Source organism: Nocardia vaccinii NBRC 15922 (genome assembly GCF_001613305.1).
GTDB classification, from domain to species: domain Bacteria; phylum Actinomycetota; class Actinomycetes; order Mycobacteriales; family Mycobacteriaceae; genus Nocardia; species Nocardia vaccinii.
This window is the reverse complement of the sequence record NZ_BDCC01000025.1, coordinates 26,010-48,659: the sequence shown is the minus strand read 5'-3', so window position 1 is coordinate 48,659 and position 22,650 is coordinate 26,010. Positions and strand designations below refer to the sequence as shown.

Sequence of the window (22,650 nt, the reverse complement as noted above, 5' to 3'; positions counted from 1 at the left end):
CCCCGCAACACAAATCTCGCCGCACCGACCGATCCGCTCGGCGCAACGACTGATTTCGCACGCACATGGGTAACTCCCCGGGCACCCCCGAAACCCGACCCGCTCCCAACCGCCGGCCCGACGCCCGAGCCGCCGACCACCCAACGACACGCTGAAATCGCGGGGAGACGGGGGTGCAATCGCGGGGAGACGGGGGTGCGAGGCGGTACAGAGTGGCGGATTGCGGGCCTTGCATGCGAGGATCTACGCGCATGCCGTGGCGCAGCGGCGGGTTCGTGGATCCGCCGGTGTGGCAATCCGCCGTAGTGTAATGGCAGCACCACTGATTTTGGTTCAGTTAGTCCAGGTTCGAGTCCTGGCGGCGGAGCTCGGGAGCGCGGTGACTATGGTGATCCGCGCCCGACACATCACGGTGCGCTACCGATGAGACATCCGATACTGACGACGACACCCGACGACGCCAGCCGAGGGAGATCCATGCCACAGCAGACCGCCGTCGTCGTTCTCGCTGCCGGAGCCGGAACTCGAATGCGGTCCAAGACACCCAAGGTGCTGCACTCGATGGCCGGACGCAGCATGCTCGCACACGCGCTGCATGCCGCCGACGAGATCGACCCGACCTACCTCGTCGCCGTCATCGGCCACGACCGTGAGCAGGTCGGCGCCGCGGTGAATGCCGTTGCGGCGGAACTGAATCGGAAAATCGTCCCGGCAATCCAGGAACAGCAGCTCGGCACCGGGCACGCCGTGCAGTGCGCACTGGAGACGCTGCCGGAGGACTTCACCGGTGATCTGCTCGTCACCTCCGCCGACGTGCCGCTGCTGGACGGGCACACCCTCTCGGCCCTGCTCGACGAACATCGCAGCTACACCGAACGCTCCGCGGTCACCGTGCTGACGTTCGAGCCCGAGGATCCGAACGGATACGGCCGCATCGTCCGCGACGAGAAGGGCCGGGTGCTCGGGATCGTCGAGCATGCCGACGCTACTCCGGAACAGGCCGCGATCAGCGAGGTCAACTCGGGCGTGTACGTCTTCGACGCCAGCGTGCTCCGGGTCATGATCGGTCGGCTCACCACCGCCAACGCCCAGCACGAGCTGTACCTGACCGATGTGCTCGAGCTCGCCCGCGAGGCCGGACATCCGGTGCACGGCGCGCGGTTGATCGATGCGCACAAGGTGACCGGCGTCAACGACCGGGTGCAGATGGCCGCGGCGGCCCGGACTCTGAACCGCTACATCCTCGAACGGCATATGCGCGCCGGCGTCACCATCATCGATCCGGCCACCACCTGGGTCGACGCCGGCGTGCGGATCGGCCGCGACGCGGTGCTACGGCCCGGGGTGCAGTTGATGGGCAACACCGTCGTCGGCGAGGACGCCGAGGTCGGCCCGGACAGCACGCTCACCGATGTGATCGTCGGCGACGGCGCGCGCGTGGTGCGCACGCACGGCGAGGGGGCGACCATCGGCCCCTCGGCCACCATCGGCCCCTTCGCCTATCTGCGGCCCGGCACCATCGTCGGGATTTCCGGCAAGCTCGGCGCATTCGTGGAGACCAAGAACGCCTCGATCGGCGCCTACAGCAAGGTGCCGCATCTGACCTACGTCGGCGACGCGACGATCGGCGAGTACAGCAACATCGGCGCGTCCAGCGTGTTCGTCAACTACGACGGCGTCGACAAACATCACACCACCATCGGCTCACACGTCCGGACCGGCAGCGACACCATGTTCATCGCCCCGGTCACGGTGGGTGACGGAGCCTATTCGGCGGCGGGTACTGTGCTGCGTAGAAACGTTCCGCCCGGCGCTCTGGCCGTGTCTGGCGGTGCGCAGCGCAATATCGAGGGCTGGGTGCAGCGGAAACGTCCAGGGACCGCATCAGCACAGGCCGCGGCCGAGGCGATCGAGGCCGCAGACACAGCGAGTCAAGCAACCGAGCAAAAGGATGGCAACAGAGAGTGACCGCGTTCTCGACCGATAACCAGAAGAACCTGATGCTGTTCTCGGGGCGCGCTCACCCCGAGCTGGCCGAGCAGGTCGCGAAGGAGCTGGACGTCTCCATCACCCCGCAAACGGCTCGCGACTTCGCCAACGGCGAGATCTTCGTCCGGTTCGAGGAATCCGTGCGCGGCTCGGACGCCTTTGTGCTGCAAAGCTTTCCGGCCCCTCTGAACGAGTGGCTGATGGAGCACCTGATCATGATCGACGCGCTCAAGCGCGGGTCGGCCAAGCGGATCACCTCGGTGCTGCCGTTCTACCCGTACGCGCGGCAGGACAAGAAGCACCGCGGCCGCGAGCCCATCTCCGCGCGCCTGGTCGCGGATATGCTCAAGACCGCCGGTGCGGACCGCATCATCACCGTCGATCTGCACACCGATCAGATCCAGGGCTTCTTCGACGGCCCGGTGGACCACATGCACGCGCTGGTGCAGCTGTCGGAGTACGTGCGCACCCACTACTCCACCGAGAACGTCACCGTCGTCTCCCCCGACGCGGGCCGGGTCAAGGTCGCCGAGAAGTGGGCCGACTCGCTCAGCGGCGCGCCGGTCGCATTCATCCACAAGACCCGCGACCCGCTGGTTCCCAACCAGGTCAAGTCGCACCGGCCGGTGGGTGAGGTCGAGGGCCGCACCTGCATCCTGATCGACGACATGATCGACACGGGTGGCACCATCGCCGAGGCCGTACGCGTCCTGCGCGAGGCCGGTGCGGGCGATGTCGTCATCGCCGCCACCCACGGGGTGCTGTCCCACCCGGCTGCCGAGCGGTTGTCCTCCTGCGGCGCGAAGGAAGTGATCGTCACCAATACGCTGCCGATCACCGAGGACAAGAAGTTCCCGTCATTGACGGTGTTGTCGATTGCTCCATTGCTGGCGCGGACCATTCGCGAGGTTTTCGAGAATGGGTCGGTAACCGGGCTGTTCAACGGGAACGCTTGAGCTGTGTTTTTGGCCTCCGCTTCGCTACGGCTGTTTTCGGCGCGCTTCATGGCTCGTCGTTCACCCCTCGAGACTCGGCCTTCGGCCATGCGCTTCGAGAGCTGAACGACGAGCCCGCGCCGAAAACCTCGGAGCTGGCGTGCTGAACCTTTCGCTTCGCGGGCGGCTCCCAGCGAAACGGAGATGCTTCGCCGCTGGGCACGTTACGAAGTGGCCCGGCTGAGGAGTGGCCTCACCTCTTCGGCGGGGTCGCCTGCGGCATCGTGGGTCATACTCCGCGGGCCGGGCCTGCTTGTTGTTGGTAAGGGATGCTGTCTCGGCGTTCTATCCGAGGGCGATCGGCGGTAGCGTTGGGCTATCAGCCATGGTGGCTTGCGGTGGAGAGGCGGTGTGCCATGACCACGGCATCGGGACCGGATCAGGAGCGGGATGCGCTGGTCGAGGAGGTGCTGGACATGAACGAGGACGAAGTGGACCTCGACTACGACCTCGGGGACGACGAGCAGGCCGACGAGGTGCGCGATTACCAGCGGTACATCGCCGATCCGCCGGCCAATCTGATCATCGACTATCACGAGGACGGCGGACGGCAAGGGATCTCCCGCGATCTCGATCAGTCCTGGACCCGGCGGCGGCACCGGGACGAGGAACGCGCCGAGGACGATCGACCGGCCGAACTCGCGGCGATGGAAGTGGTCGAAGAACCAGGTGACTGAGCCGGTCACCGCGCGCGGATGGTCCTGTCGTGGTAACCACTACGTACAGACGATCACCGATAGCGAGGGGATGCGGCGTGGGAACGGAATCCGACAATCCCGACGCCAGCTGGCAGTACCCGGGCGGCCACCGGCCCGAGCGCCCCGGCTCCCCCGAGGACGAAGCGGTCGGAACCTGGAAACGCCTCGGCCCTGATCCCGTTCCGCCACACCGTGTTCCGACCTCATCGCCGATGCACCCGGTCGCCGGGCTGTTCTCCGCGATCGCCTTCGTCTGCGCCGGGCTCACCCTGCTGTCCTGCCTCTGGCTGCTCGGTCCGATCGGTGCGATCCTGGGCGCGGTGGGGCATGTGCGCGGCGAACGTCTCGGAAAATGGGCCGGTATGGCCTCGATCCTGGCCACGGTGGTGAGCCTGGCCGTGTACCACTTCGCCCCGCGAGATCTGACCCTCGACGGGTCGCGCTAAGTTGACACCATGAGCCGATTCATCGGGTTCCCGCTGGCCGGACTCGACTTCTACGAGGATCTGGAAGCCGACAATTCGAAGGCGTTCTGGACCGCGCACAAGCACATCTACGATTCAGCGGTCCGCGAGCCGATGGCCGCGCTGGTGGCCGAATTGGAGAAAGACTTCGGCCCGGCCAAGATCTTCCGGCCCTACCGCGACGTGCGCTTCGCCAAGGACAAGACGCCCTACAAGAACCACCAGGGCGCGGTGGCGCACGTCGCCCCGGGCGCGGGGTGGTACGTACAGATCGGCGCCCCGGGACTTTTCGTCGCGGGCGGTTTGTATTCCGCGTCCCCGGAACAACTTTCGCGGCTGCGCGGCACCATCGACGACGAGGTTCGCGGGCCCGAACTCGAAGGCATCCTCGCCGCGCTGACCGCCGCCGGGTACACCGTCGGCGGCGACCGCCTCAAAACCCGTCCCAAGGGCTATCCGGCCGACCACCCCCGCATCGACCTGCTGCGACACAGATCCCTCGTCGTCAGCCGCGAGTTCGGCGCACCCTCCTGGCTGGAGACGCCACGCGCCGCCAAACATATCCGCGGTTCCTGGGAGGCGATGCGCCCGGTCGTGGAATGGCTTGCGGCCGTGGTCGGTTGAGCGTGCGAGGTCACGCCCGGGTGCGTTGCGCGGGACGACGGACGCCCAGGCCCAGACGTTTCAGGGCGTAGGAATCCAGTTCGCTCAGCATCCCGTTCAGGATCAGGGTCATCACCACCAGGATGATCAGCCCGGCGAACTCCCCGGCGGCATCCAGTGCCATCGCGGAATTGAACAATTCGTGGCCCACACCCTTGGACGAGGCGATGAACTCCCCGCCGATGACGCCGAGAATGGCCAGCGGGCCACCCGCCTTCAGCGCGGCGAAGAACGGCGAGGCGAGCGTCGGAATCGTCACATGGAAGAGCACATGGTATTTGCGCCCGCCCATCATCTGAATTCCCTGTACGAGTTCGTGATCGGTCTGCCGCAGCCCCAGATAGAGGTTGTAGAACATCACGAAAGCCACACCCATGGCGGCGATGGTGATCTTCGACCAGGCGCCGATTCCGAAGAACAGCATGAACAGCGGGGCAAGCGCGATCTTGGGAATGCCGTTGATCGCCGCCATCAGCGGTTCGAGCACCCGGCCGGCCGTCTTGAAAGAGCCGAGCACCAAACCCAGCACGGTGCCGAGTGCGATTCCGAGACCGAAACCCACCACCACCTCGACGGTGGTCGCCCAGATATCGGTCCATCCCTTCGAGGAGATCAGGAGATTCCACAGCGATACCGCCACCTGGGTCGGCCGGCTGATCGCGTAATCCGGAATCAGCCGCCCACTCACCAACTGCCACACCGCCAGGAATGCGGCGATCACCACGATGCGCGTGGCCACGACCGTGCCATTGCTCCATCCCGCGCCTTTCGTCCGCTTTCGCGCCGGTACGACGGTTTCGGCTTTTCTCGTCTTCTGTTCGATATTCTCCGCGGTTACCATTTCGGTTCCTTCCGGGTCCACCCTGAACGTCATTGCGGCAGATACTCGTTCGTCCAGTTGGAGTGGGTGATCTTCGTTCCCTCGGGAAGCGCACTCTCGGCATCGAGGAATGCCATGGTGGTTTTCCATCCGGAATCGTTCATGGTGTTGCTCTCGGGCCAATCGACCTGCCGCAGACTGCGTAGCAGCACCGCGTCGGGGATGCCGGTCAGAACTTTCTTCGCGACACCCAGCGACTCGTTCTCGTGCGCATGCATGTACTGCGTGGCCTGCTGGATGGCGCCGACGAACTTCCGCACGATGTCGGTGTGCGACTGGACGTAGCTCTGCCGGGCCACCACGATCTGGCCGTATCCGGTCTTCGGAATCGACCACGCCGGAACGGTTTCCGGACTCGCCACGACGACGCCGTCACCGGCTGCCTGGACCGCCAGCGGAATCGGCTCGGAGGTGACGAACCAGTCGATCTGGTTGTTGTTCAGCGCCGCCTTGTCCGCGGCCGGACTGGGCAACATCACATAGCGAGCGCTGGACGGCTGAACACCATAGGCGCGCATGAAGATTCCGGCCTGCCCCTTGGTCGTGGCCGAACTCGCCCCGCCGGTCGAACCGATCAGCGCCTTGGCCACCGTCGCGGGCGGAGTCCGCTCGGTCAACCCGTGCGCCTGGGCGAACTTCTTGCTCACGATGAGACCGATCGGGTTGCCCACCGCGTTCATCGACACCCCGACCTCGGGGATCTTGCGGCCGACGGCGGTCAGGAAGTCGGTCGGGCTGTCGTTGTAGAACTGCACCGAATCCGATTCCAGCGCCGCCGCGCCGATCGAGGCCGTCAACGTCACGAATTCGACGTCGAGACCGGCGGCGCGGAAGTAGCCGTTGGCATCGGCCACATGCAGCTGCGTGTCGAAGATGCTTCCCCCGACACCGACGGATACCGTTGTGCGCCCGTCGGAATCGTCGCCGCACGCGGTCACCAGCGCCGCGCCGAGGACCAGAACCGCCGCGAGCACACCGAGCCGAATGCACCGCGCCACTGTCGAATTGCGCATCACACTCAGCCACCGAGGCGCGAGGGCGGCGACTTCTGGGGCTGGATCGGCGGGGTGGACATGAACCTGCTGGGCTACAGCATCGCCGGACTGTTCGTCCTGACCTGGGTTGCCTCCGCGCTGATCTGGCGCTTCGCCGGTATCGAGCAGAAGTGTTCCGCCCCAACCGATTACGCCGCAACGTCGGACTGATGCCGAACTAGCAGCTGTCGGCGTGCGAGGAATCGCCCGGCACCGCGAAATTCAGCTGCAGCGCCCGCCGGACCGCGGACAGATGGTGCCGCATGGCCGCCGCGGCCGCCTCGGGGTTGTGCGTGACGATCGAGGCGAGGATCGCCTCGTGCTCCTTGACGGACTCGAGCCGCGGATTCGTGCGGTCGGCATTGCTGTACTGGCGCAGTACGAGCGGATACAGCAGGCTGTCCACGAATCTGGTGAGAGTGGACTGCCGCGCCGCCTGCCGGATCTGTTCGTGGAACCTGTGATTGAGTCGCACGTATTCGTCACGCCCGCCGGGCTTCTGGTGATCCCACATGCGTCGGCAGGTTTCGGTCATCGCGGCGATGTCGGCGTCGGTCGCACGTTCTGCGGCCTTGGCCGCCAGGGCCGCTTCGAGCACCGCACGCGTCTCCAGGATCTCGACGGCCTCGTCCACCGTGAACGAGCGGGTCCGGGCACCGCGGTTCACCTCGGTGGTGACGTACCCCTCCTGCGCGAGCCGCGCGATCACCGACCGGACCGTACCGCGCGAAACCCCGAGCTGCGTGGTGAGTTCCGATTCGGTGAGGCGGGAGTCCGGCGCGTAGTGTCCGGACAGGATCAGCGTGCGCAGATCCTGATACGCCTGCGCGGTCCGGTTGGCGACCGAATCCGCGCCGACCTCGTTACCCACGGTCACCACCATGGCGTAATACCTCCCCGGGTTCGGGGACAACGCCCACAGCATCATGTTGTTCAACAACACCGGAACGTTGCCCTGCGATTGCTCGATCATCATCCAGCACGATTCGAACTGGCCGGATACTTGTGTTCAGTATTGTTGCACAATATGTCGGACTTTCGCGATCGCGGACATGCCTCGACGCCCGGCGTCCGATCGAGCGGGCCGAAACGCGCACGCCACCGGGGGTTCCGGCCGCCCCGATCGCGTGCGCGCCGCGGTTATTTCCGAGCCAGAGCCAGAGCCAGCGCCTCGGCACGCAGTGACAGATCGGTGTAACTGTTGTACGCCATCACCTTTTTCTGGCTGCCACTGGCGACGTTCTGCCGCTGGATGAATTCCGCCTTGTTCGCCGGGAACTCGAGCGTCGGCGAGTAGGCCGCGTTCCGGCTGACGAACTGCCACTCCAGCTCGCCCTCGGCCTGGGACCCCCCGGCGCCCACATATGCCCGCACATACGGGTCCTCGGACTCGGGAGTGCACAGGTAGCTGAACAACTGCGCGTAGGCGGCCAGCACCTTCACCATCGCGGGGCGCTTCGCGGAGATCGCCTGGGTCGAGGCCACCGCCGCGTTGTTCATCCACAGTGGAAGTTCCTCGTTCACCGTGGCGATCATCCGGGTGTTCCGCTTCTTCGCGAGCACCTGATTGCCGACCTGCCCGTACCCGCAGTCGACCTGTCCGGCCAGGGCCGCCTTCAGCGAATCCGCGCTACTGCCGACATTGCGGAAGGTGGCGCTCTCCTTGGGTATCCCGTATTTGGCCAGCAGCGCGGCGAATACGGCGTACAGCTCCGATCCGACCGCCCCCACGCCGAGCGTCTTGCCGCCGAGGTCGCGGGCGGAGGTGATCCGCGGGTCACTGCTGAACAGGGCGCTGGTCGACACGACCTGCGTGCCGCCCACGACCTTGAGCCGCATCCCCTTCTCGATGCCGGGGAGGATGCCGATCAGTCCGCTGGTCATGGTGAGGTCGGACGACCCCGACGCGACCGCGGCCAGAACCTGATTGCCGGAGCTGACGTTGGAGATCTTCGCCTGCACCCCGAATTTCTCGAAATACTTTCCGTCACTGAGCAATTGGTTGAGCGCGACAGCCGCGGTGGCGGAGGTGTTGATGATCCGGACGGTGTTGGGGTCGCTGCCGCAGGCCGCCAGTAGCCCCGCCGCGCCCACTCCGGCGGTCAGACCGAGAAAGCCGCGACGAGACAAGCGTCCGGGTGAACGCTGGACATGCGTCGTTGCATGGTTCATTACTGTCTCCGAGTCCAGGATGAGAAGGGGCCGGGGCTAGCCGGCGTGCCCGGGATAGAGCCGGGTCGCCGTGCCGCCGAGAATGTCGGCGCGCTGCTCGGGGGCGAGTTCGGCGAGGGCGTTCTCGACGAAGGCGCGCAGTTCGGCGAGCGAACCCGCGGACGCGGGGAAGTTGGAACCCCAGGCGATCCGCTCCGCGCCGAATCCCTCGACCAGCCGGGCGATCAGCTTCGCCGGATCGCCGTCCGGTTCGGCCGCGGCCCGGCGGATCGTGATCGGGGTGATCTTCAGGAATACGTTCGGGAAGGCGGTCAGCTCGAACAACTCGCTCAGCCCCGAATACGGCGGTCCGCCGGCAAGATTCGGCCGGGCGCCGTGATCGAGCGCGACGACCAGTCCGGGATGCCGGCGCAGCACCGAGGCCAGCACCGGCGCGTGGTGGGAGTGCATCTGGATGCAGACCGGAATCCGGTCCGCCGCCAGGCGGGACCACGCCGGCTCCAGTCGCGGATCGTCCAGGCTCGCCGCATTGGCGACCGGCGTGGTGCCGTCGGCCGCCCGGACTCGCACCCCGGAGAACCCCCGGTCGCCGATCCACTCGTCGATCCGCTCCAGGGCGTCGTCGGCGACCAGGTCGACCGAACAGACGCCGATCAGCCGATCCCGATGCGCGCCAAGGGAATCGGCGACATAGCTGTTGTCGAATCCGTACATCGTCGCCGCCTGCACGACCGCCGCCCGTTCGATCCCGGCCTCGTCGAGCGACCGCAGCAACTGATCGAGCGAGGCGGGCCGCTCCGAGGACCAGGTCGACCGATTGCCGCCCAGCGGACGGGCCGGATATCGCCCGGTGTCCGGGGAAATGATGTGCGTATGCAAATCGAAGAGTGCCATTCTCGTCCTCACCTCGTTTGTTCGCGCCACGGCGCGGCGATCTTCTCCAGCCGGCGGGCCACACCGGTGAGCGCGACACCGATCAGCATCAGGGTCAGCACCGGGACCAGCATGGAGTCGGTCTGATAGGCCGCGCCGTAGGTCTGGATCCGCCCGCCGAGTCCGGAGATACCGGTGAAGAATTCGGCGGCGACCGTACCGATCAGGGCCCGGCCGATCGAGATGCGCAGACCGGTCATGATGAAAGGCACCGCGCTCGGCAGGATGATCTTGCGGAAGACCTGTCCCTCCGAGGCCATGTACGCCCGGCTGACGTCGAGCACGTGCTGATCGACCTCGTGCACGCCGGCGGCGGTGTTGAACAGCATCGAGAACACGGTCAGCATGAACACCGTGATCACCTTGGACTCGATGCCCAGGCCGAACCACACGATCACCAGCGGGATGATCGCCAGCAGCGGTGTCGCGTTCAGCGCGCTCATGATCCACTCCACCGACGACGCGACCAGCGCGTAGCGCCCGATGATCAGCCCGACCACGACGCCGGCCACCACACCGAGCACCAGTCCCATGGCCAGGATCTGGAAACTCTGCCCGATGGCGACGAACAGCGTTCCGGAGGTGATCTGCTCCCAGGCCGCCTCGGCCACGGCCGTCGGATAGGAGGTGAACAGCGGGTTGCTCTGCCCGACGATCTGCCAGGTGATGAGCAGCACCGCGGCCACGGCCAGCCGCAGCGACCACACCAGCCCCAGGCGGCGCAGGCGCGCCCGGCGCTGCTGTAGGGCCCACTCGCGTTCCTCCGCGGTGGGTTGATCCGAGGGCTGGGATCCCCGCGCTGTCGCGGATCCGCGAACCAGGTTCTGGATCGTCGTCATATCAATCGCCTCCCGCTCGGATTTCGTGGGCTACGGTGTCGCGTGCGACGAGGAATGCGGGATCGGACTTCACTTCGTCGACCGAGCCGCGCGGACCGGGCAGGTTCACGTCGATGATCTTGTGCACGCGTCCGGGATGCGGGAGCAGGACCAGAATCCGGTTGCTGAGGTAGACCGCCTCGTCCAGGTCGTGCGTGACGAACATGATCGTCTTGCGGGTGGTCGCCTGCAGTTGCAGCAGTTCGGCCTGCAACCCTTCGCGAGTCTGGGCGTCCAGGGCCGAGAAGGGCTCGTCCATCAACAGGATCTGCGGATCCACGGCCAGCGCCCGCGCGAGTCCGACGCGCTGCTGCATACCGCCGGAGAGCTGTTTTGGGTAGTACCGCTCGTAATCCCTCAGGCCGACCAGTTCCAGCGCCTCGCGCGATCGCGCCAGGCTCACATCCTTGGCGGTCCGCTTGAGTTCCAGGCCGAACTGCACGTTGCGCAGCGCGGTGCGCCAGGGCAGCAGCGAGGCCTGCTGGAAGACGATGGCCCGGTCGAGGCCGGGGCCGCTGACCTCCCGGCCGTCGACTCGGACCGTCCCGGCGTCGGGGTCGAGCAGTCCGCCGATGATGCGCAGCAATGTCGTCTTACCGCATCCGCTCAGGCCGACGACCGAGACGATCTCACCCTCGTACATCTCGAAGGAGATGTTCTTCAGGACCTGGACGAATTTCGCGCGCTTGCGGTCGGCCATCGAGCGGAAGCTGCGCGATACGCCGTCGACCGCCAGCTTGGCCGGTTGGACCGCCGTCCGCGGTGTCGCCGCGGCCGTCATCGCTCACCCAGGTAACGGTCGTAGTCGGAGAACAGGTCGTCCACACTCGGCTTGCCGCTGATCAGATGTTGTTGTGCCGCATAGTCGATGGCCAGTCGCAGCGATTCGCGGATGCTCTCGGTGCGGCCGTGGCCGAATCCGCGTGGGCCCGCCTCGGACTTCGCGGTCCACGCGTCGATCTCGGCGGCGAAGGCCTCGCAAACGCCGCGCACGGCTTCGGGGTCCTCGCGCAACACGTCGGTGCGCACGGTCAGCAGATGGTTGATCGGCACCGTCGCGTGCCGCTCGTACCAGGCGTTCTCGACCTCGCGGAAGTTCTGGATCAGCGGTTCGAGCGGGGCGCCGGCGGGCACGGCCTTCGGGCCCATCACGACCGCGGCGATATCACCCGATCGGGCCAGATCGACCAGTGCGCCGGAGGTTCGTTCGACATTGGCCGGTTCGACATATTCGGCCACATGCGGTCCCTCGGTGGTGACCCAGGTGATGTCGTCGGGGTCGACCCCGTAGTCCTCGGCCAGCGCTCCGCGCACCCACATCCCGGTGGTCTGGGTATAGGCCCGGACGCCGACGCGCTTGCCCGCCAAGTCTTTCGGATTCTCGACCGAACCGCCGGCCAACCGGCAGATCGACCGGTGATGGAAGTTGCCGTGCAGGGACAGGGGCAGCAGGCTGAGTTCCTTACCGGCCTCACGGGCCTGTAGATAGGTGGCCAGCGCCAGTTCGGAGAAGTCGAACTCCAGCTCTCGCACCATCGGGGCGAACGCCCGGTGGATCGGTTCGATCTCCGCGAATTCGACCCGGCAGTTCCGCGGTGCGCGCTCGCCGGATTTCACCGGTGTCGTGTACAGGTAGTCGCGAACCGCCGCTGTGTAGGTCTTCACTGTCCACCAGCCTCCCAATGCATTTCGCGCGTGGCCCGGCCGTCGTCCGCGATCGCGCCGCACGGGGTGACCGCTCGGGGCGTGACATTTTTTCGATGCGATTCGAGGGGCGGGCGAGGTCGAACCATCGCTCTCAACGCAGATTGTCTAACAAGATGTGGGATCAAGCTAACACCGTTGCGGTATCACGGCAAGTATCTTGCCCGATCTGACGACCCGCTGCTAACGTGCCTTGGAAAGTTGTTAAACAATCTAGGCGATTGAAGACAGCTTTCCCGCAGTCACAGCACCAACTCCGGCGTCCGCCCGCAGCCGAGCTCGGCCCGTCCGACGCCACCGAGCCAAGCGAGGTCCCTTGCCTTGATCACGATCACAGAAGACATCGACGTCCCCTGCCCGCCCGGCCGGGTCTGGGAGGTGGTCTCGGACCCCTCGCAGGTCGTGGGCTGCATCCGCGGCGCGGAACTCGGAGCATCCCATGACGACGGCTCGTTCGACGGCGCCCTGGTGGTGAAATTCGGTGCGGTGCGGGTGAAATTCGGCGCCCGCATCGCCCTGGATCTCGACCCGGAGAGCCAGGAAGGACACCTGACCGCCCGCGGTAACGACGGACAGGGCGCGACGCGGTATCGGGCCAACGCCACCTTCGGCGTCTCCCATGGCCCGGCGGCCGGGACGTCGCGAGTGGGCGTCCGGGGCGATATCACCCTCACCGGCAAGCTCGTACCGCTGATCGAAGCCGGCGCCGGAGCGGTCATCTCCCGCATGACCAAGGACTTCGCCGACGAACTCGTCCGCCGCTGCGCGGGCGATGAGGAGGTCACCGTGGTCCCGGCGCGGCGGTCCTGGTGGGTTCGCCTGGGCGAGTTGTGGCGACGCCTCACGCAGAAGTCGCAGAGCCGACGGGAGGCCCTTCGATGACGAGGCTGAACAGTGTGATCGGCGCTCTCGAATCGGGTGGGCACGCCTTCGCGGCGTTCGCCGCACCCGAACCCGCCGTCGCCCTGGACTTCGCCACCAGCGATTACGACGGCCTGGTCTTCGAGTCCGAGCACAAGCCTTGGGACGCAACGACTTTGCGGGACAGCCTGCAATATCTGCTGAACCGGCGGCAGATCTTCGAGGCCGAGACGCTCGCACCCTCCCCGACCCCGCTGGTCCGGGTTCCGGTCAACGGCGCGGAATTCGGTCAGTGGCATGCGAAGCAGGCTCTCGACCTCGGCGCCTACGGCATCGTCTGGCCGCACATCTCCCGCGTCGAGGAGGCGCGCAACGCCGTCGCCGCATGCCGGTATCCGCGACTGCCCGGTGTGGACAGCTTCGAACCGGCCGGTCTGCGCGGCGACGCGCCGGCGGCCGCCGCCCGCTATTGGGGAATCTCCAACGCCGAGTACTACGCGAAAGCCGATGTGTGGCCGCTGGATCCGGACGGCGAGATCCTCGTCGTGATCCAGATCGAGGATCAGCTCGGCATCGAGAACCTCCCGGCGATCCTCGAGCAGGTGCCCGGAATCGGTCTGATCCTCATCGGCGAGGGCGACCTGAGCCAGGAATTGGGCGTGCCGCGCCAACTCGACCATCCGTTGATGGTCGAGGCCCGGCAGCGGATCGTGCGGATCTGCCACGAATACGGCGTCGTGGTCGGGCACCCGCACGTCACCACGGCCAATGTCGAACAGGTTCTCGACGAGGGCTACCGCTTCCTGATGTCCGCGCCGGTGCGCAGCCACCCCGGTCTCGAACTCGGGCGAACACTCACCGGCCGCTCCTGATCAGCACTTTTGGAGAATTTCATGATCATCGACTGTCACGGTCACTTCACCACGGCCCCACCCGCACTCGGAAAATGGCGTGCGCGCCAGATCGAGTCGTTCGAGGGTTCGGGCGCGCGCGTCGCGTCGAGCGAACTGGAGATCAGCGACGAGGAGATCCGCGCCGCCATCGAGCAGGGACAGCTGAAACTCCAGGTCGAGCGCGGCACCGATCTCACGATCTTCTCGCCGGGTGCGGGAAAGATGGCGCACCACTACGGCGATGCGCAGACCAGCCTGGCGTGGTCGCAGGTCAGCAACAACCTCATCGCGCGGGTGTGCGGGCTGTTCCCCGGCCGGTTCGTCGGCGCGTGCCAGCTTCCGCAGTCGCCCGGTGACGCGCTGGCCGAATCCGTGCTCGCCTCGGCGGCGGAGCTGGAACGCTGCGTCACCGAACTCGGCTTCGTCGGCTGCCTGCTCAATCCCGATCCGTCCGACGGATATTGGCAGGCACCGCCGTTGACCGACCGGATCTACTACCCGCTCTACGAGAAGTTGGTGGAACTCGACGTGCCCGCGATGGTGCACGTCGCGATGTCCCGCAACGCGGCGATCCAGGGCACCTGTGCGCACTACCTCAACGGCGACACCGCGGTGTTCATGCAGTTGTGCCAGTCGGACCTGTTCGAGGACTTCCCGACGTTGCGGTTCATCCTGCCGCACGGCGGCGGCGCGGTGCCGTATCACTGGGGCCGCTATCGCGGGGTGATGCTGGATCAGGGCCGCCCGCCGCTGGAAGAAGCGTTGCTGCACAACGTCTTCTTCGACACCTGCGTCTACCACAAGCGGGGTCTGGAACTGCTCACCGACATCATTCCCGCGCGCAACGTGCTGTTCGCGTCGGAGATGATCGGCGCGGTCCGCAGCGTGGACCCGGAGACCGGACGCCGCTTCGACGACACCAAGGCGATTCTGGATTCCATCGATTCGATCACCGACCAGGATCGCGCGGACATCTACGGCGACAACGCATTACGCGTCTTTCCGCGTCTGGCGGCGGCATTGCAGAACACGAAGCAGCAGGAGGTTGCGCAGTGAAGGTCTACGAAGCGCTCGCGAACGCGTTCGCCGCCGAGGGCGCGACCCACGTCTTCGGCATGATGGGCGATGCCAACATGCACTGGATGAACGCCCTGGCAGGGCACGGAACGCGTCTGTACGAGGTGCGTCACGAGGGGGCCGGGCTGAGTATGGCGCACGGATTCGCCCGTGCCACAGGACGTCCCGGCGTGGTGACCACGACCAGCGGCCCCGGCACCGCGCAACTGGCCACCTCGATGATCGTGGCGAGCCGGGCCCGGATTCCACTGGTCGCCTTCTGCGGGGAGACGAGCCTGGGTGACACCTCGGCCGTGCAGTACCTCGATCAGCGCCGGTTCGCCGCCGCGATCGAAGCCGAATTCCTCCAGGTGACCAAGGCGGACTCGGCCGAAGACATTGTCCAGCAGGCGTTCTACCGCGCCCGGACCGAATCCCGGCCGGTGCTGATCAGCGCACCCTTCGACGTGCAGTTGCAGGAGTTCGAGAGTTTCGACGACTACGCCCCGTCCACCGATCTGATCCGGATACCGACGCTGCTGCCGAATCCGGAAGGGATCGAACGGGCATGTGAGCTGATCGCGGCGGCCAAGCGGCCGGTCATCATCGGCGGGCGCGGGGCACGGCGGGCCGACGCCGGAGCGCAAATCCTTGCGCTGCAACGTAGGACGGGCGCGCTGCTGGCCACGACCCTACAGGCCAAGAACTGGTTGTACGGGGAGACCGACTATCACGTCGGGATCGCGGGCCTGTTCGGCAGCAAGGTCGCGATGGAACTGCTACAGGAGGCCGACTGCGTCATCGCGGTGGGCGCGAGCCTCAACCACTACACGATCGAAAGCGGATATCTGTTCACCGAAGCCAGTTTCGTGCAGATCGATACCGCACCGCACCTCGTGATGGGCAACGGCCGGGTGGCCGACTGCTACGTCCAGGCCGACGCGATCAGCGGCCTGGACGGGCTGACCGCCGCGCTGGACGCCCGCGGCATCGAGTTGGAGGGTTTCCACACCGTCGAGGTGCACCGTCGCCTGACCGCTCCGCTGATCGATCCGGCCGAATACCGCGGCGGCAACGGCCTTCTCGACCCGCGCGAGGCGATCGCGGTGATCGATGCCGAACTGCCCGGGGAGATCGGCCTGGTCCTGGGCAGCGGGCATCAGACGGATTTCGGCACGATGCTGTTCCAGCGCTCGCGCGAGATCACCTCGAACTACGGCATGTTCGGCGCCATCGGCCAGGCCCCGCTGCTCACCATCGGCATCGCGGTCGCCACCGGGGAACCGACGTTCGTGGTCGAGGGCGACGCGAGTTTCCTGATGCACCTCGCCGAATTCGAAACCGCCTGCCGCTACCGGCTTCCCGTACTCGTTGTGGTCATGAACGACGAGGGGCTGGGTGCTGAGTACCACAAGTCCAAGGCCAAGGGATTGGACGCGGAACTCGCGCTGATCCCCACCCCGGAGCTGGGCGCGGTGGCGAAATCGCTCGGCGGGAACGGCGCCACGGTGCGCAGCACCGAGGAATTGCGCTCCGCGCTGGCCGAATACGTCCGCGCACCGGGGCCCACGGTGATCGACGTCCGGATCACCCGCGACGTGCTGAGTGTGCCCTACCGGCGCATCCAGTACGGCGAGGACGTCTGAGCCGCCCGGTCCGATCGGCCACATTCACATCCGAACGAAAAGGCAAGACATGAACAAGCTTTCGGTGGTCCTGGGGAAATACGCGCACGCGCAGCCGCTGCTGGACGGTGACGTCGCGATCGACGGGTATGCCGTGGAACCGGTCACGGTCGAACCGGTCATCGGCGCGTACCGGCGGATGATCCGCGATCTCGAATTCGACGTGTGCGAACTCGCCCCGACCTCCTACCTGATGGCGTTGCAGGCCGAGGTGGCGCTCACCGCGATCCCGGTCTTCCTCAACCGCCGCTTCCACCACGGCGATGTGCAGTGCAGTGCGGAATCCGGCATTCGCGTCCCGAAGAACCTGGAGGGCAAGCGGATCGGCGTGCGCGCCTACACCGTGACCACCGGGGTGTGGGTGCGCGGCATCCTGCGCGACGAATACGGCGTCGACACCGATTCGATCACCTGGGTCGTGGACGACGACGACCACATCGAGGGCCGCGCGCCCGCGAACGTGGAGCGGGTCTCCGACGGCCGATCGCTCGGAGAATTGCTGCGCGCCGGCGATATCGACGCCGCACTCACCGGTAATGCCGGAACCGGGCGCGCGGGCGCACCGCGAACCGGCTGGCAGGCCACCGCCGCGCAGCAGCCCGCCGGCGACGAGGGGCCGTACCCGCTGTTCTCCGAGCCCAACGTGCTCGCCACCGATTGGTATCTGCGCACCGGGATCTACCCGCTGCACTCGGTGATCGCGATCCGGAGCGAACTCGTCCGGCGCGATCCCGAATTGCCGACCGCGCTGTACGCCGCATTCGCCGAGAGCAAGCGCCGCCAGGTCGCGGCGGACCCGCAGTGGTCGGCGCTGCCGCGACTGGGTCGGCAGGCCGAACGGATCGGCGGCGATCCGATCCCCTACGGCCTGCACGCCAATGACGCCGGCCTGCGCGCGCTGGTGAAGTTCTCCCGGGACCAGGGCCTGCTCGACCCCGATTTCCCCGGTGAGCCCGCGAGCCTGTTCGACGACGGCGACTATCCCGACGCCTGAGCTCGTCCGCCGGAAAAGACTGTCCTACAACGGAAAAGATCAGCAATGGACATCATCGACACGCACTGTCACATCATCTCCGACGATACGAACCGTTACCCCCGCGCACCGCTGGGCGGCAAGCAGTCCGGTTGGGCGTCCACCCGCCCGGTCACCGCGGACGGCATGATCGCGGCCATGGACGAGGCCGGGATCGCCCGGTCGGTGCTGGTCCAGGCCACCACCGCGTACGGCTACGACAACTCCTACGTGCTGGACAGCCGGGCGCGGCGGCCCGATCGGTTCATCGCGGTGGGGACGGTGGACCCGTTGCGGCCCGATGCCGCGGACAACCTCGCCGCGGTCGTGGGCGAGGGCAGCCTGTCCGGGGTTCGGCTGTTCACCAGCGGCAGTACGGTACCCATCCAGGGCGAGTGGTTCGCGGCGCCGGAGACCTATCCGTTCTGGGAGAAGGCCACCGATCTGGGCGTCACCGTCTGCCTGCAGATGCGGCTGGGCCCCGCGACCGCCCAACTCGAGGAACTGCTGCGCCGATTCCCCTCGGTCTACGTCCTGCTCGACCACATGGGCTACCCCGATATCACCGCATCGCCCACGGCCGCGGGCAAGGAAGTGGCGAGCCTGGCCCAGCACCCCGGTCTGCACCTCAAACTGACCCACCGCAACCTCGAACCCCTCCGCGACGTCGGCAGGGAAGCCGCGGGCTTCCTCGACCCGGTCCTGAGCGCATTCGGCGCACACCGCATCGCGTGGGGCTCCAACCTCCCGGCCGCCGAACAGTGCCTCCCCGAACTGCTGGCTCTCGCCCAGGCGGTGCTGACCGGCGTGCCCCAGGCCGATCGCGAGGAGATCTTCGCCGGGACCGCACGTCGCCTGTACCACGGCCTCGCCGGACAAGGGTGACGTCGGTCGTACGGCGGTCATCGCCCAGCACACCGCACTGCCGGGTCGAGCAGCACCTCGGCGAATGCGTTGCGTACCCGGCTGATCAGCCCGGTCGGCCGCGGACTGCGGCGCGGCCGAAGCGATACTGTTCGCGCTCGGGCGGCATTCTCCGGTCCCGGCCGCGCCCGGAAACGAACGGCCGGGACCGGCACCACTTCTCGGGGACGGTTGGGCGCGAAACAGATTGCGGCCGTGGCGGTTCGAGTGCCCGAGAGCGTTGCGGGCACGGGTAGGCGAAGGCTCAGCGCGCTGCCGGCACCGGCACAGCGTCGGCGAGATCCGTGGATTCGTCGGCCCAGGCCGCGGTGGTGCGGACGACGCCGGTAGCGATGAGGTCGCGGGCCGCTCTGATGTCTCGGGGGCGGCCGATGGCTACCGCGCCGACGAGCGCCCCTTGTTCCAGGGCCAGTGCGGTGAAGTCGCGGGATTCGATCGATCCGCGGACGACCAGTTCGTCGTATGCCGCGGGCCGACCGGTGAACTGGATGCTCACACCGTACTGCGTGGACCAGCCCCACGGGATATCGATATCGGTGATCTCCTGTCCCAGCATGGATTTCGCGACGGCTTTACCGTCGGCCAGTGCGCTGTTCCAGTGTTCGCCGCGTTCGTGGCGGCCGAGCAGGGGGTTGAAGCGGCTGGCCACGTCGCCGGCGGCGTAGATGCCCGAAGCCGAGGTGCGATACCGCTCGTCCACGAGAATGCCGTCGTCCACGGCGATCCCGGCTGTTCTCGCGAGTGCGGTGTCGGGGAGCGCGCCGATCGCGACCAGGGCGGAGCAGGCCGCCCAGGTGCGCCCGTCGGTTGCGGTCGCGACGATCCCACCGCGGTCGATCTGGTCGAGTTCGGCGAGGCGGACGTCGTTCTCGATCCGCACACCGTGTTCCGCGTGCAGATCTCGGACCAGAGCCGAAACCTCCGGTGGCACAGCGCGATCCATGGGTGTGGTGCCGGCGTGCAGAATCATCACCTCCGCGCCGAGGCCTCGCGCGGTGGCAGCGACCTCGAGGCCGACCAGGCCGGCGCCGATGATCAGCAGCGGGCCGCTCTCGATCGCCGCACGCAGCGGTGCGATATCGGCAACGCCACGCAGCGAGCGAACCCGCATGGGCGGATGCTGTTCCAGGCGTCGCGCCCGCGCACCGGTGGCCAGCAGTAGCGCGTCGTAATCCAGCGGTTCGCCGGTGCTCAGCCACAGTCGGCGACGGTCGATATCGATATCGGCGACCCTGGTCGCCACGCGCAGTTCGATATCGCTTTCGGCCCAGAACTTTTCGGGCTCGAGTAGGCAGCGGTCGATCTCACGCGTGCCGGCAAGCAGATCCTTCGACACCATCGGGCGGCGATAAGGGCCGTGGTGTTCCGCGCCGACGAGCACGATCCTGCCGGTGTATCCCTCGGCGCGCAGGGTCCGGGCCGCGGTCGCTCCGGCCGGTCCGGCGCCCGCGATCACGATCCGGTTCGTCATGCGCGGCTGACCTCGACCATCTCGAAATCGATCTTCGCCGCACCGCAATCCGGGCAAGACCAGTCCTCGGGGATGTCGGCCCAGCGGGTACCGGGCGCGATACCGTCCTCTGGCCAGCCCAGCGCCTCGTCGTACTCGAAACCGCATTGCAGACAACGGTAAAGCCTGTAATCGGTGGTCATCGGGTATTCCTTCCGGACGTATCGGTGACGGCGTCGAAATCGACCTTCTCCCGGACGCCGCAGTCGGGACAGCACCAGTCGTCGGGCACCTCGGACCAGGGTGTTCCGGGCGGGAATCCCTCGCGCGCGGCACCTTCGGCCTCGTCGTAGACGTAATCGCAGACCGGACAGCGAAATGCGGCCATCACCGCGCCCCGTACTTCGCCAGGACCCGTTCCCGTTGCGCGGGTTGAATATTCACGCGGGTGATGTCGCCCTGGTAATGCTCCAGTACCCGATGGTCCATCACCCTGCGCCACAGCGGCGGGAAATAGGCCAGCGTGATCATGCTGGCGTACCCGCTGGGCAGATTCGGCGCACCGTCCATACTGCGCAGGATCTGGTATCGCCGAGTGGGATTCGCGTGATGATCGCTGTGCCGCTGCAGGTGGTACAGGAAGATGTTGGTCACGATGTGATCGGAATTCCAGCTGTGTTCCGGGGTGCAGCGCTCGTAGCGTCCGGTCGCGGTCCGCTGCCGCAGCAGTCCGTAGTGCTCCAGATAGTTCACCGTCTCCAGCAGCGAGAAACCGTAGACGGCCTGCAGGACCAGATAGGGCAGGATCGCCGGCCCGAAGATCGCGGTCAGCACGCCCCACAGGACGAGCGTCATCAGCCAGGCATTGAGGATGTCGTTGCGGATCGTCCACGGGCCCTTGCCCATTCGACCGAGCCGGGCCTTCTCCAGCTCCCACGACGAGCGCAGGCTCCCCCAGACACTGCGTGGCAGGAAGGTCCAGAAATTCTCGCCGAAGCGAGCGCTGGCGGGGTCCTCCGGAGTGGCGACACGGACATGATGGCCGCGATTGTGTTCGATGTAGAAGTGGCCGTAAGCGGTCTGCGCCAACGTGATCTTCGACAGCCAGCGTTCGAGTTCGTCCTTCTTGTGCCCTAGTTCGTGGGCGGTGTTGATGCCCACCCCGCCCACCGTGCCGATGCTCAGGGCCAGGCCGATCTTGGACACCACGCTCAGACCGCCCTCGACGCCCAGCCAGGACAGATTCGACGCGGTCCACAGATAACTCGCGAAGACCAGGCTGATCAGCTGGAACGGGATATACGCGTAGGTGCAGTACCGGTAGTACCGATCGTTCTCGAGCTGCTCCATCACCTCATCCGGCGGGTTCTGCCCGTCGGGGCCGAAGAACCGATCCAGAATCGGCAGCAGCACGTAGACCAGGATCGGGCCGATCCACCACCAGACGGGGCTGACCGCCTGCCAGCCGAACCAGTTGAATACCCAGACCAGCGCCGCCGCGACCAGCAGCGCGGTCGGCGCGACCAGGCCCAGCAGCCACAGGTATCGCTTGCGATCGCGCCATTGCCGGGGCACGGCCGCGCTGGGCCCCGATTCGCCGATCCGAGATGTCGTCATATCGCGCTCCGTTTACACAATTGCAGAATGTGTATCTAGTGAATACAACTTAAGACCAGTTGTCAACGACAGAGTCAATCGAGGTTCTGCTGTACGATGATCGCCGTGGCTGATGCGCCGAATTTTCAGAGCGAGATGCGCCTTCTCCTGCGCGAACGGGCCCTGGACGCCGCCCGCGACGTGGTGTGCACCGAGGGCTGGGGTGCGGTGAACATGTCCCGCATCGCGAAGGATGTGGGAATAAGCCGCCCGGTGCTCTACAAGGAGCTCGGCACCCGGCAGGCCCTGGCCGACGCGCTGATCGAACGCGAACTCGGCGCCTTCCTGCGCGGCATCGTCGACACCCTGGCCGAGCACCCCGCCGACCCGATCACCGGCATGACCCGCGCAGCCGAATACACCCTGCGCACCGGCGCGGACAACACCTTGCTGAAGGCCGTCCTATCCGGTCGGCACAGCGGCGATACCACCCTGCTCCCCGCGCTGGTCACCGAGCCCGAACCGGTGCTCGGCCGCGCCCTCACAGCCCTCATCGCCGCCATGCGCGAACGCTACGACCTGCCCGCACTCTCCGACGACGACCTGACCACCCTCATCGAAATCCTGGTCCGGCTGACCCTGAGCCACCTGTTCCAGCCGATCGGCCCGATCGACCACGCGGTTTCCCAGGTCGCCCTCGTGATAACCCAGGTGTTCACCGGCATGTCGGCTTAGCGCGGCACCACGCCTCGACCGAGCACCG

25 protein-coding genes and 1 tRNA gene are annotated in these 22,650 nt (G+C 66.6%); 14 read left to right on the top strand and 12 right to left on the bottom strand.

Annotated elements, in window-relative coordinates; all coding sequences use genetic code 11:
* The first annotated feature begins 296 nt into the window (after nucleotides 1-296).
* The 6 genes from NV1_RS18140 (at nucleotide 297) to NV1_RS18115 (ending at nucleotide 4,770) form a co-directional block, all read left to right on the top strand.
* A tRNA-Gln gene (locus NV1_RS18140) sits at nucleotides 297-367 on the top strand.
* 110 nt (nucleotides 368-477) lie between these two features.
* A complete protein-coding gene (gene glmU, locus NV1_RS18135; protein WP_067892780.1) occupies nucleotides 478-1,968 on the top strand; it encodes a bifunctional UDP-N-acetylglucosamine diphosphorylase/glucosamine-1-phosphate N-acetyltransferase GlmU in 1,491 nt (496 codons plus the stop codon).
* On the top strand, nucleotides 1,965-2,945 hold the full coding sequence (locus NV1_RS18130) for a ribose-phosphate diphosphokinase (RefSeq protein WP_067892778.1): 981 nt from the start codon (nucleotides 1,965-1,967) through the stop codon (nucleotides 2,943-2,945). Before glmU ends, NV1_RS18130 begins: the two co-directional genes overlap by 4 nt.
* Nucleotides 2,946-3,340: 395 nt before the next feature.
* Nucleotides 3,341-3,661: a hypothetical protein gene (locus NV1_RS18125; RefSeq protein WP_245713785.1), complete on the top strand. Its 321-nt coding sequence runs from the start codon at nucleotides 3,341-3,343 to the stop codon at nucleotides 3,659-3,661.
* Nucleotides 3,662-3,738: 77 nt separating this feature from the next.
* Nucleotides 3,739-4,128, top strand: a complete 390-nt coding sequence (locus NV1_RS18120; RefSeq protein ID WP_067892776.1) for a hypothetical protein — start codon at nucleotides 3,739-3,741, stop codon at nucleotides 4,126-4,128.
* A gap of 9 nt (nucleotides 4,129-4,137) precedes the next feature.
* Nucleotides 4,138-4,770, top strand: a complete 633-nt coding sequence (locus tag NV1_RS18115) for a DUF2461 domain-containing protein (protein WP_067892774.1) — start codon at nucleotides 4,138-4,140, stop codon at nucleotides 4,768-4,770.
* 10 nt (nucleotides 4,771-4,780) lie between these two features.
* Here NV1_RS18115 and NV1_RS18110 read toward each other — a convergent pair whose 3' ends face one another.
* Together NV1_RS18110 and NV1_RS18105 are read right to left on the bottom strand one after the other, a co-directional pair.
* Entirely contained in the window at nucleotides 4,781-5,650 is an 870-nt protein-coding gene (locus NV1_RS18110) for an ABC transporter permease (protein ID WP_067892772.1), read from the bottom strand.
* A gap of 29 nt (nucleotides 5,651-5,679) precedes the next feature.
* Nucleotides 5,680-6,702 (bottom strand): ABC transporter substrate-binding protein, encoded by a 1,023-nt coding sequence (locus tag NV1_RS18105; RefSeq protein ID WP_067892771.1) that lies wholly within the window; start codon nucleotides 6,700-6,702, stop codon nucleotides 5,680-5,682.
* Between the two features lie 54 nt (nucleotides 6,703-6,756).
* Here NV1_RS18105 and NV1_RS43610 point away from each other — a divergent pair, with 54 nt between their 5' ends.
* On the top strand, nucleotides 6,757-6,894 hold the full coding sequence (locus NV1_RS43610) for a hypothetical protein (protein ID WP_157117090.1): 138 nt from the start codon (nucleotides 6,757-6,759) through the stop codon (nucleotides 6,892-6,894).
* A gap of 7 nt (nucleotides 6,895-6,901) precedes the next feature.
* Here the strand turns inward: NV1_RS43610 and NV1_RS18100 are convergent, their stop codons facing one another.
* From NV1_RS18100 to NV1_RS18075, 6 genes are all read right to left on the bottom strand, one after another.
* A complete protein-coding gene (locus NV1_RS18100; protein WP_245713784.1) occupies nucleotides 6,902-7,696 on the bottom strand; it encodes a GntR family transcriptional regulator in 795 nt (264 codons plus the stop codon).
* A 167-nt stretch (nucleotides 7,697-7,863) separates the two neighbouring features.
* Nucleotides 7,864-8,895, bottom strand: coding sequence for an ABC transporter substrate-binding protein (locus tag NV1_RS18095; RefSeq protein WP_084525494.1), 1,032 nt, complete (start codon nucleotides 8,893-8,895; stop codon nucleotides 7,864-7,866).
* Between the two features lie 36 nt (nucleotides 8,896-8,931).
* Nucleotides 8,932-9,789 carry an amidohydrolase family protein gene (locus NV1_RS18090; RefSeq protein ID WP_067892766.1) on the bottom strand — a complete coding sequence of 286 codons (858 nt, stop codon included), beginning with the start codon at nucleotides 9,787-9,789 and terminating at the stop codon, nucleotides 8,932-8,934.
* An 8-nt stretch (nucleotides 9,790-9,797) separates the two neighbouring features.
* Nucleotides 9,798-10,667 carry an ABC transporter permease gene (locus NV1_RS18085; protein WP_067892764.1) on the bottom strand — a complete coding sequence of 290 codons (870 nt, stop codon included), beginning with the start codon at nucleotides 10,665-10,667 and terminating at the stop codon, nucleotides 9,798-9,800.
* A 1-nt stretch (nucleotide 10,668) separates the two neighbouring features.
* Nucleotides 10,669-11,487, bottom strand: a complete 819-nt coding sequence (locus tag NV1_RS18080) for an ABC transporter ATP-binding protein (RefSeq protein ID WP_067892762.1) — start codon at nucleotides 11,485-11,487, stop codon at nucleotides 10,669-10,671.
* Nucleotides 11,484-12,371: an ABC transporter substrate-binding protein gene (locus NV1_RS18075; RefSeq protein WP_157117088.1), complete on the bottom strand. Its 888-nt coding sequence runs from the start codon at nucleotides 12,369-12,371 to the stop codon at nucleotides 11,484-11,486. Before NV1_RS18075 ends, NV1_RS18080 begins: the two co-directional genes overlap by 4 nt.
* A 360-nt stretch (nucleotides 12,372-12,731) precedes the next feature.
* Here NV1_RS18075 and NV1_RS18070 point away from each other — a divergent pair, with 360 nt between their 5' ends.
* Genes NV1_RS18070 through NV1_RS18045 form a run of 6 tightly spaced genes read left to right on the top strand, consistent with a single transcriptional unit; the run spans nucleotide 12,732 to nucleotide 18,802 of the window.
* Nucleotides 12,732-13,292 carry an SRPBCC domain-containing protein gene (locus NV1_RS18070; protein ID WP_067892760.1) on the top strand — a complete coding sequence of 187 codons (561 nt, stop codon included), beginning with the start codon at nucleotides 12,732-12,734 and terminating at the stop codon, nucleotides 13,290-13,292.
* Complete coding sequence (locus NV1_RS18065) at nucleotides 13,289-14,143, top strand: HpcH/HpaI aldolase family protein (protein WP_067892758.1); 855 nt, start codon at nucleotides 13,289-13,291, stop codon at nucleotides 14,141-14,143. Before NV1_RS18070 ends, NV1_RS18065 begins: the two co-directional genes overlap by 4 nt.
* A 21-nt stretch (nucleotides 14,144-14,164) precedes the next feature.
* The gene (locus NV1_RS18060; RefSeq protein WP_067892788.1) at nucleotides 14,165-15,220 is read left to right on the top strand and encodes an amidohydrolase family protein; all 1,056 of its coding nucleotides are present in this window, start codon (nucleotides 14,165-14,167) and stop codon (nucleotides 15,218-15,220) included.
* A complete protein-coding gene (locus tag NV1_RS18055; protein ID WP_067892756.1) occupies nucleotides 15,217-16,866 on the top strand; it encodes a thiamine pyrophosphate-binding protein in 1,650 nt (549 codons plus the stop codon). Before NV1_RS18060 ends, NV1_RS18055 begins: the two co-directional genes overlap by 4 nt.
* 49 nt (nucleotides 16,867-16,915) lie before the next feature.
* Nucleotides 16,916-17,899 carry a substrate-binding domain-containing protein gene (locus tag NV1_RS18050; protein WP_067892754.1) on the top strand — a complete coding sequence of 328 codons (984 nt, stop codon included), beginning with the start codon at nucleotides 16,916-16,918 and terminating at the stop codon, nucleotides 17,897-17,899.
* 45 nt (nucleotides 17,900-17,944) lie between these two features.
* On the top strand, nucleotides 17,945-18,802 hold the full coding sequence (locus NV1_RS18045; RefSeq protein ID WP_067892752.1) for an amidohydrolase family protein: 858 nt from the start codon (nucleotides 17,945-17,947) through the stop codon (nucleotides 18,800-18,802).
* 283 nt (nucleotides 18,803-19,085) lie between these two features.
* Here the strand turns inward: NV1_RS18045 and NV1_RS18040 are convergent, their stop codons facing one another.
* The 4 genes from NV1_RS18040 to NV1_RS18025 are packed head-to-tail and all read right to left on the bottom strand — an operon-like array spanning nucleotide 19,086 to nucleotide 21,908.
* The gene (locus tag NV1_RS18040) at nucleotides 19,086-20,312 is read right to left on the bottom strand and encodes an NAD(P)/FAD-dependent oxidoreductase (protein WP_067892750.1); all 1,227 of its coding nucleotides are present in this window, start codon (nucleotides 20,310-20,312) and stop codon (nucleotides 19,086-19,088) included.
* The gene (locus tag NV1_RS18035; RefSeq protein ID WP_067892748.1) at nucleotides 20,309-20,494 is read right to left on the bottom strand and encodes a rubredoxin; all 186 of its coding nucleotides are present in this window, start codon (nucleotides 20,492-20,494) and stop codon (nucleotides 20,309-20,311) included. The genes NV1_RS18040 and NV1_RS18035 overlap by 4 nt, the downstream gene beginning before the upstream one ends.
* Nucleotides 20,491-20,679, bottom strand: coding sequence for a rubredoxin (locus NV1_RS18030; protein ID WP_067892747.1), 189 nt, complete (start codon nucleotides 20,677-20,679; stop codon nucleotides 20,491-20,493). The genes NV1_RS18035 and NV1_RS18030 overlap by 4 nt, the downstream gene beginning before the upstream one ends.
* Nucleotides 20,679-21,908, bottom strand: a complete 1,230-nt coding sequence (locus NV1_RS18025; protein WP_067892745.1) for an alkane 1-monooxygenase — start codon at nucleotides 21,906-21,908, stop codon at nucleotides 20,679-20,681. The genes NV1_RS18030 and NV1_RS18025 overlap by 1 nt, the downstream gene beginning before the upstream one ends.
* Nucleotides 21,909-22,013: 105 nt before the next feature.
* Here NV1_RS18025 and NV1_RS18020 point away from each other — a divergent pair, with 105 nt between their 5' ends.
* Nucleotides 22,014-22,622, top strand: a complete 609-nt coding sequence (locus NV1_RS18020) for a TetR/AcrR family transcriptional regulator (RefSeq protein ID WP_067892786.1) — start codon at nucleotides 22,014-22,016, stop codon at nucleotides 22,620-22,622.
* Nucleotides 22,623-22,650: the final 28 nt, after the last annotated feature.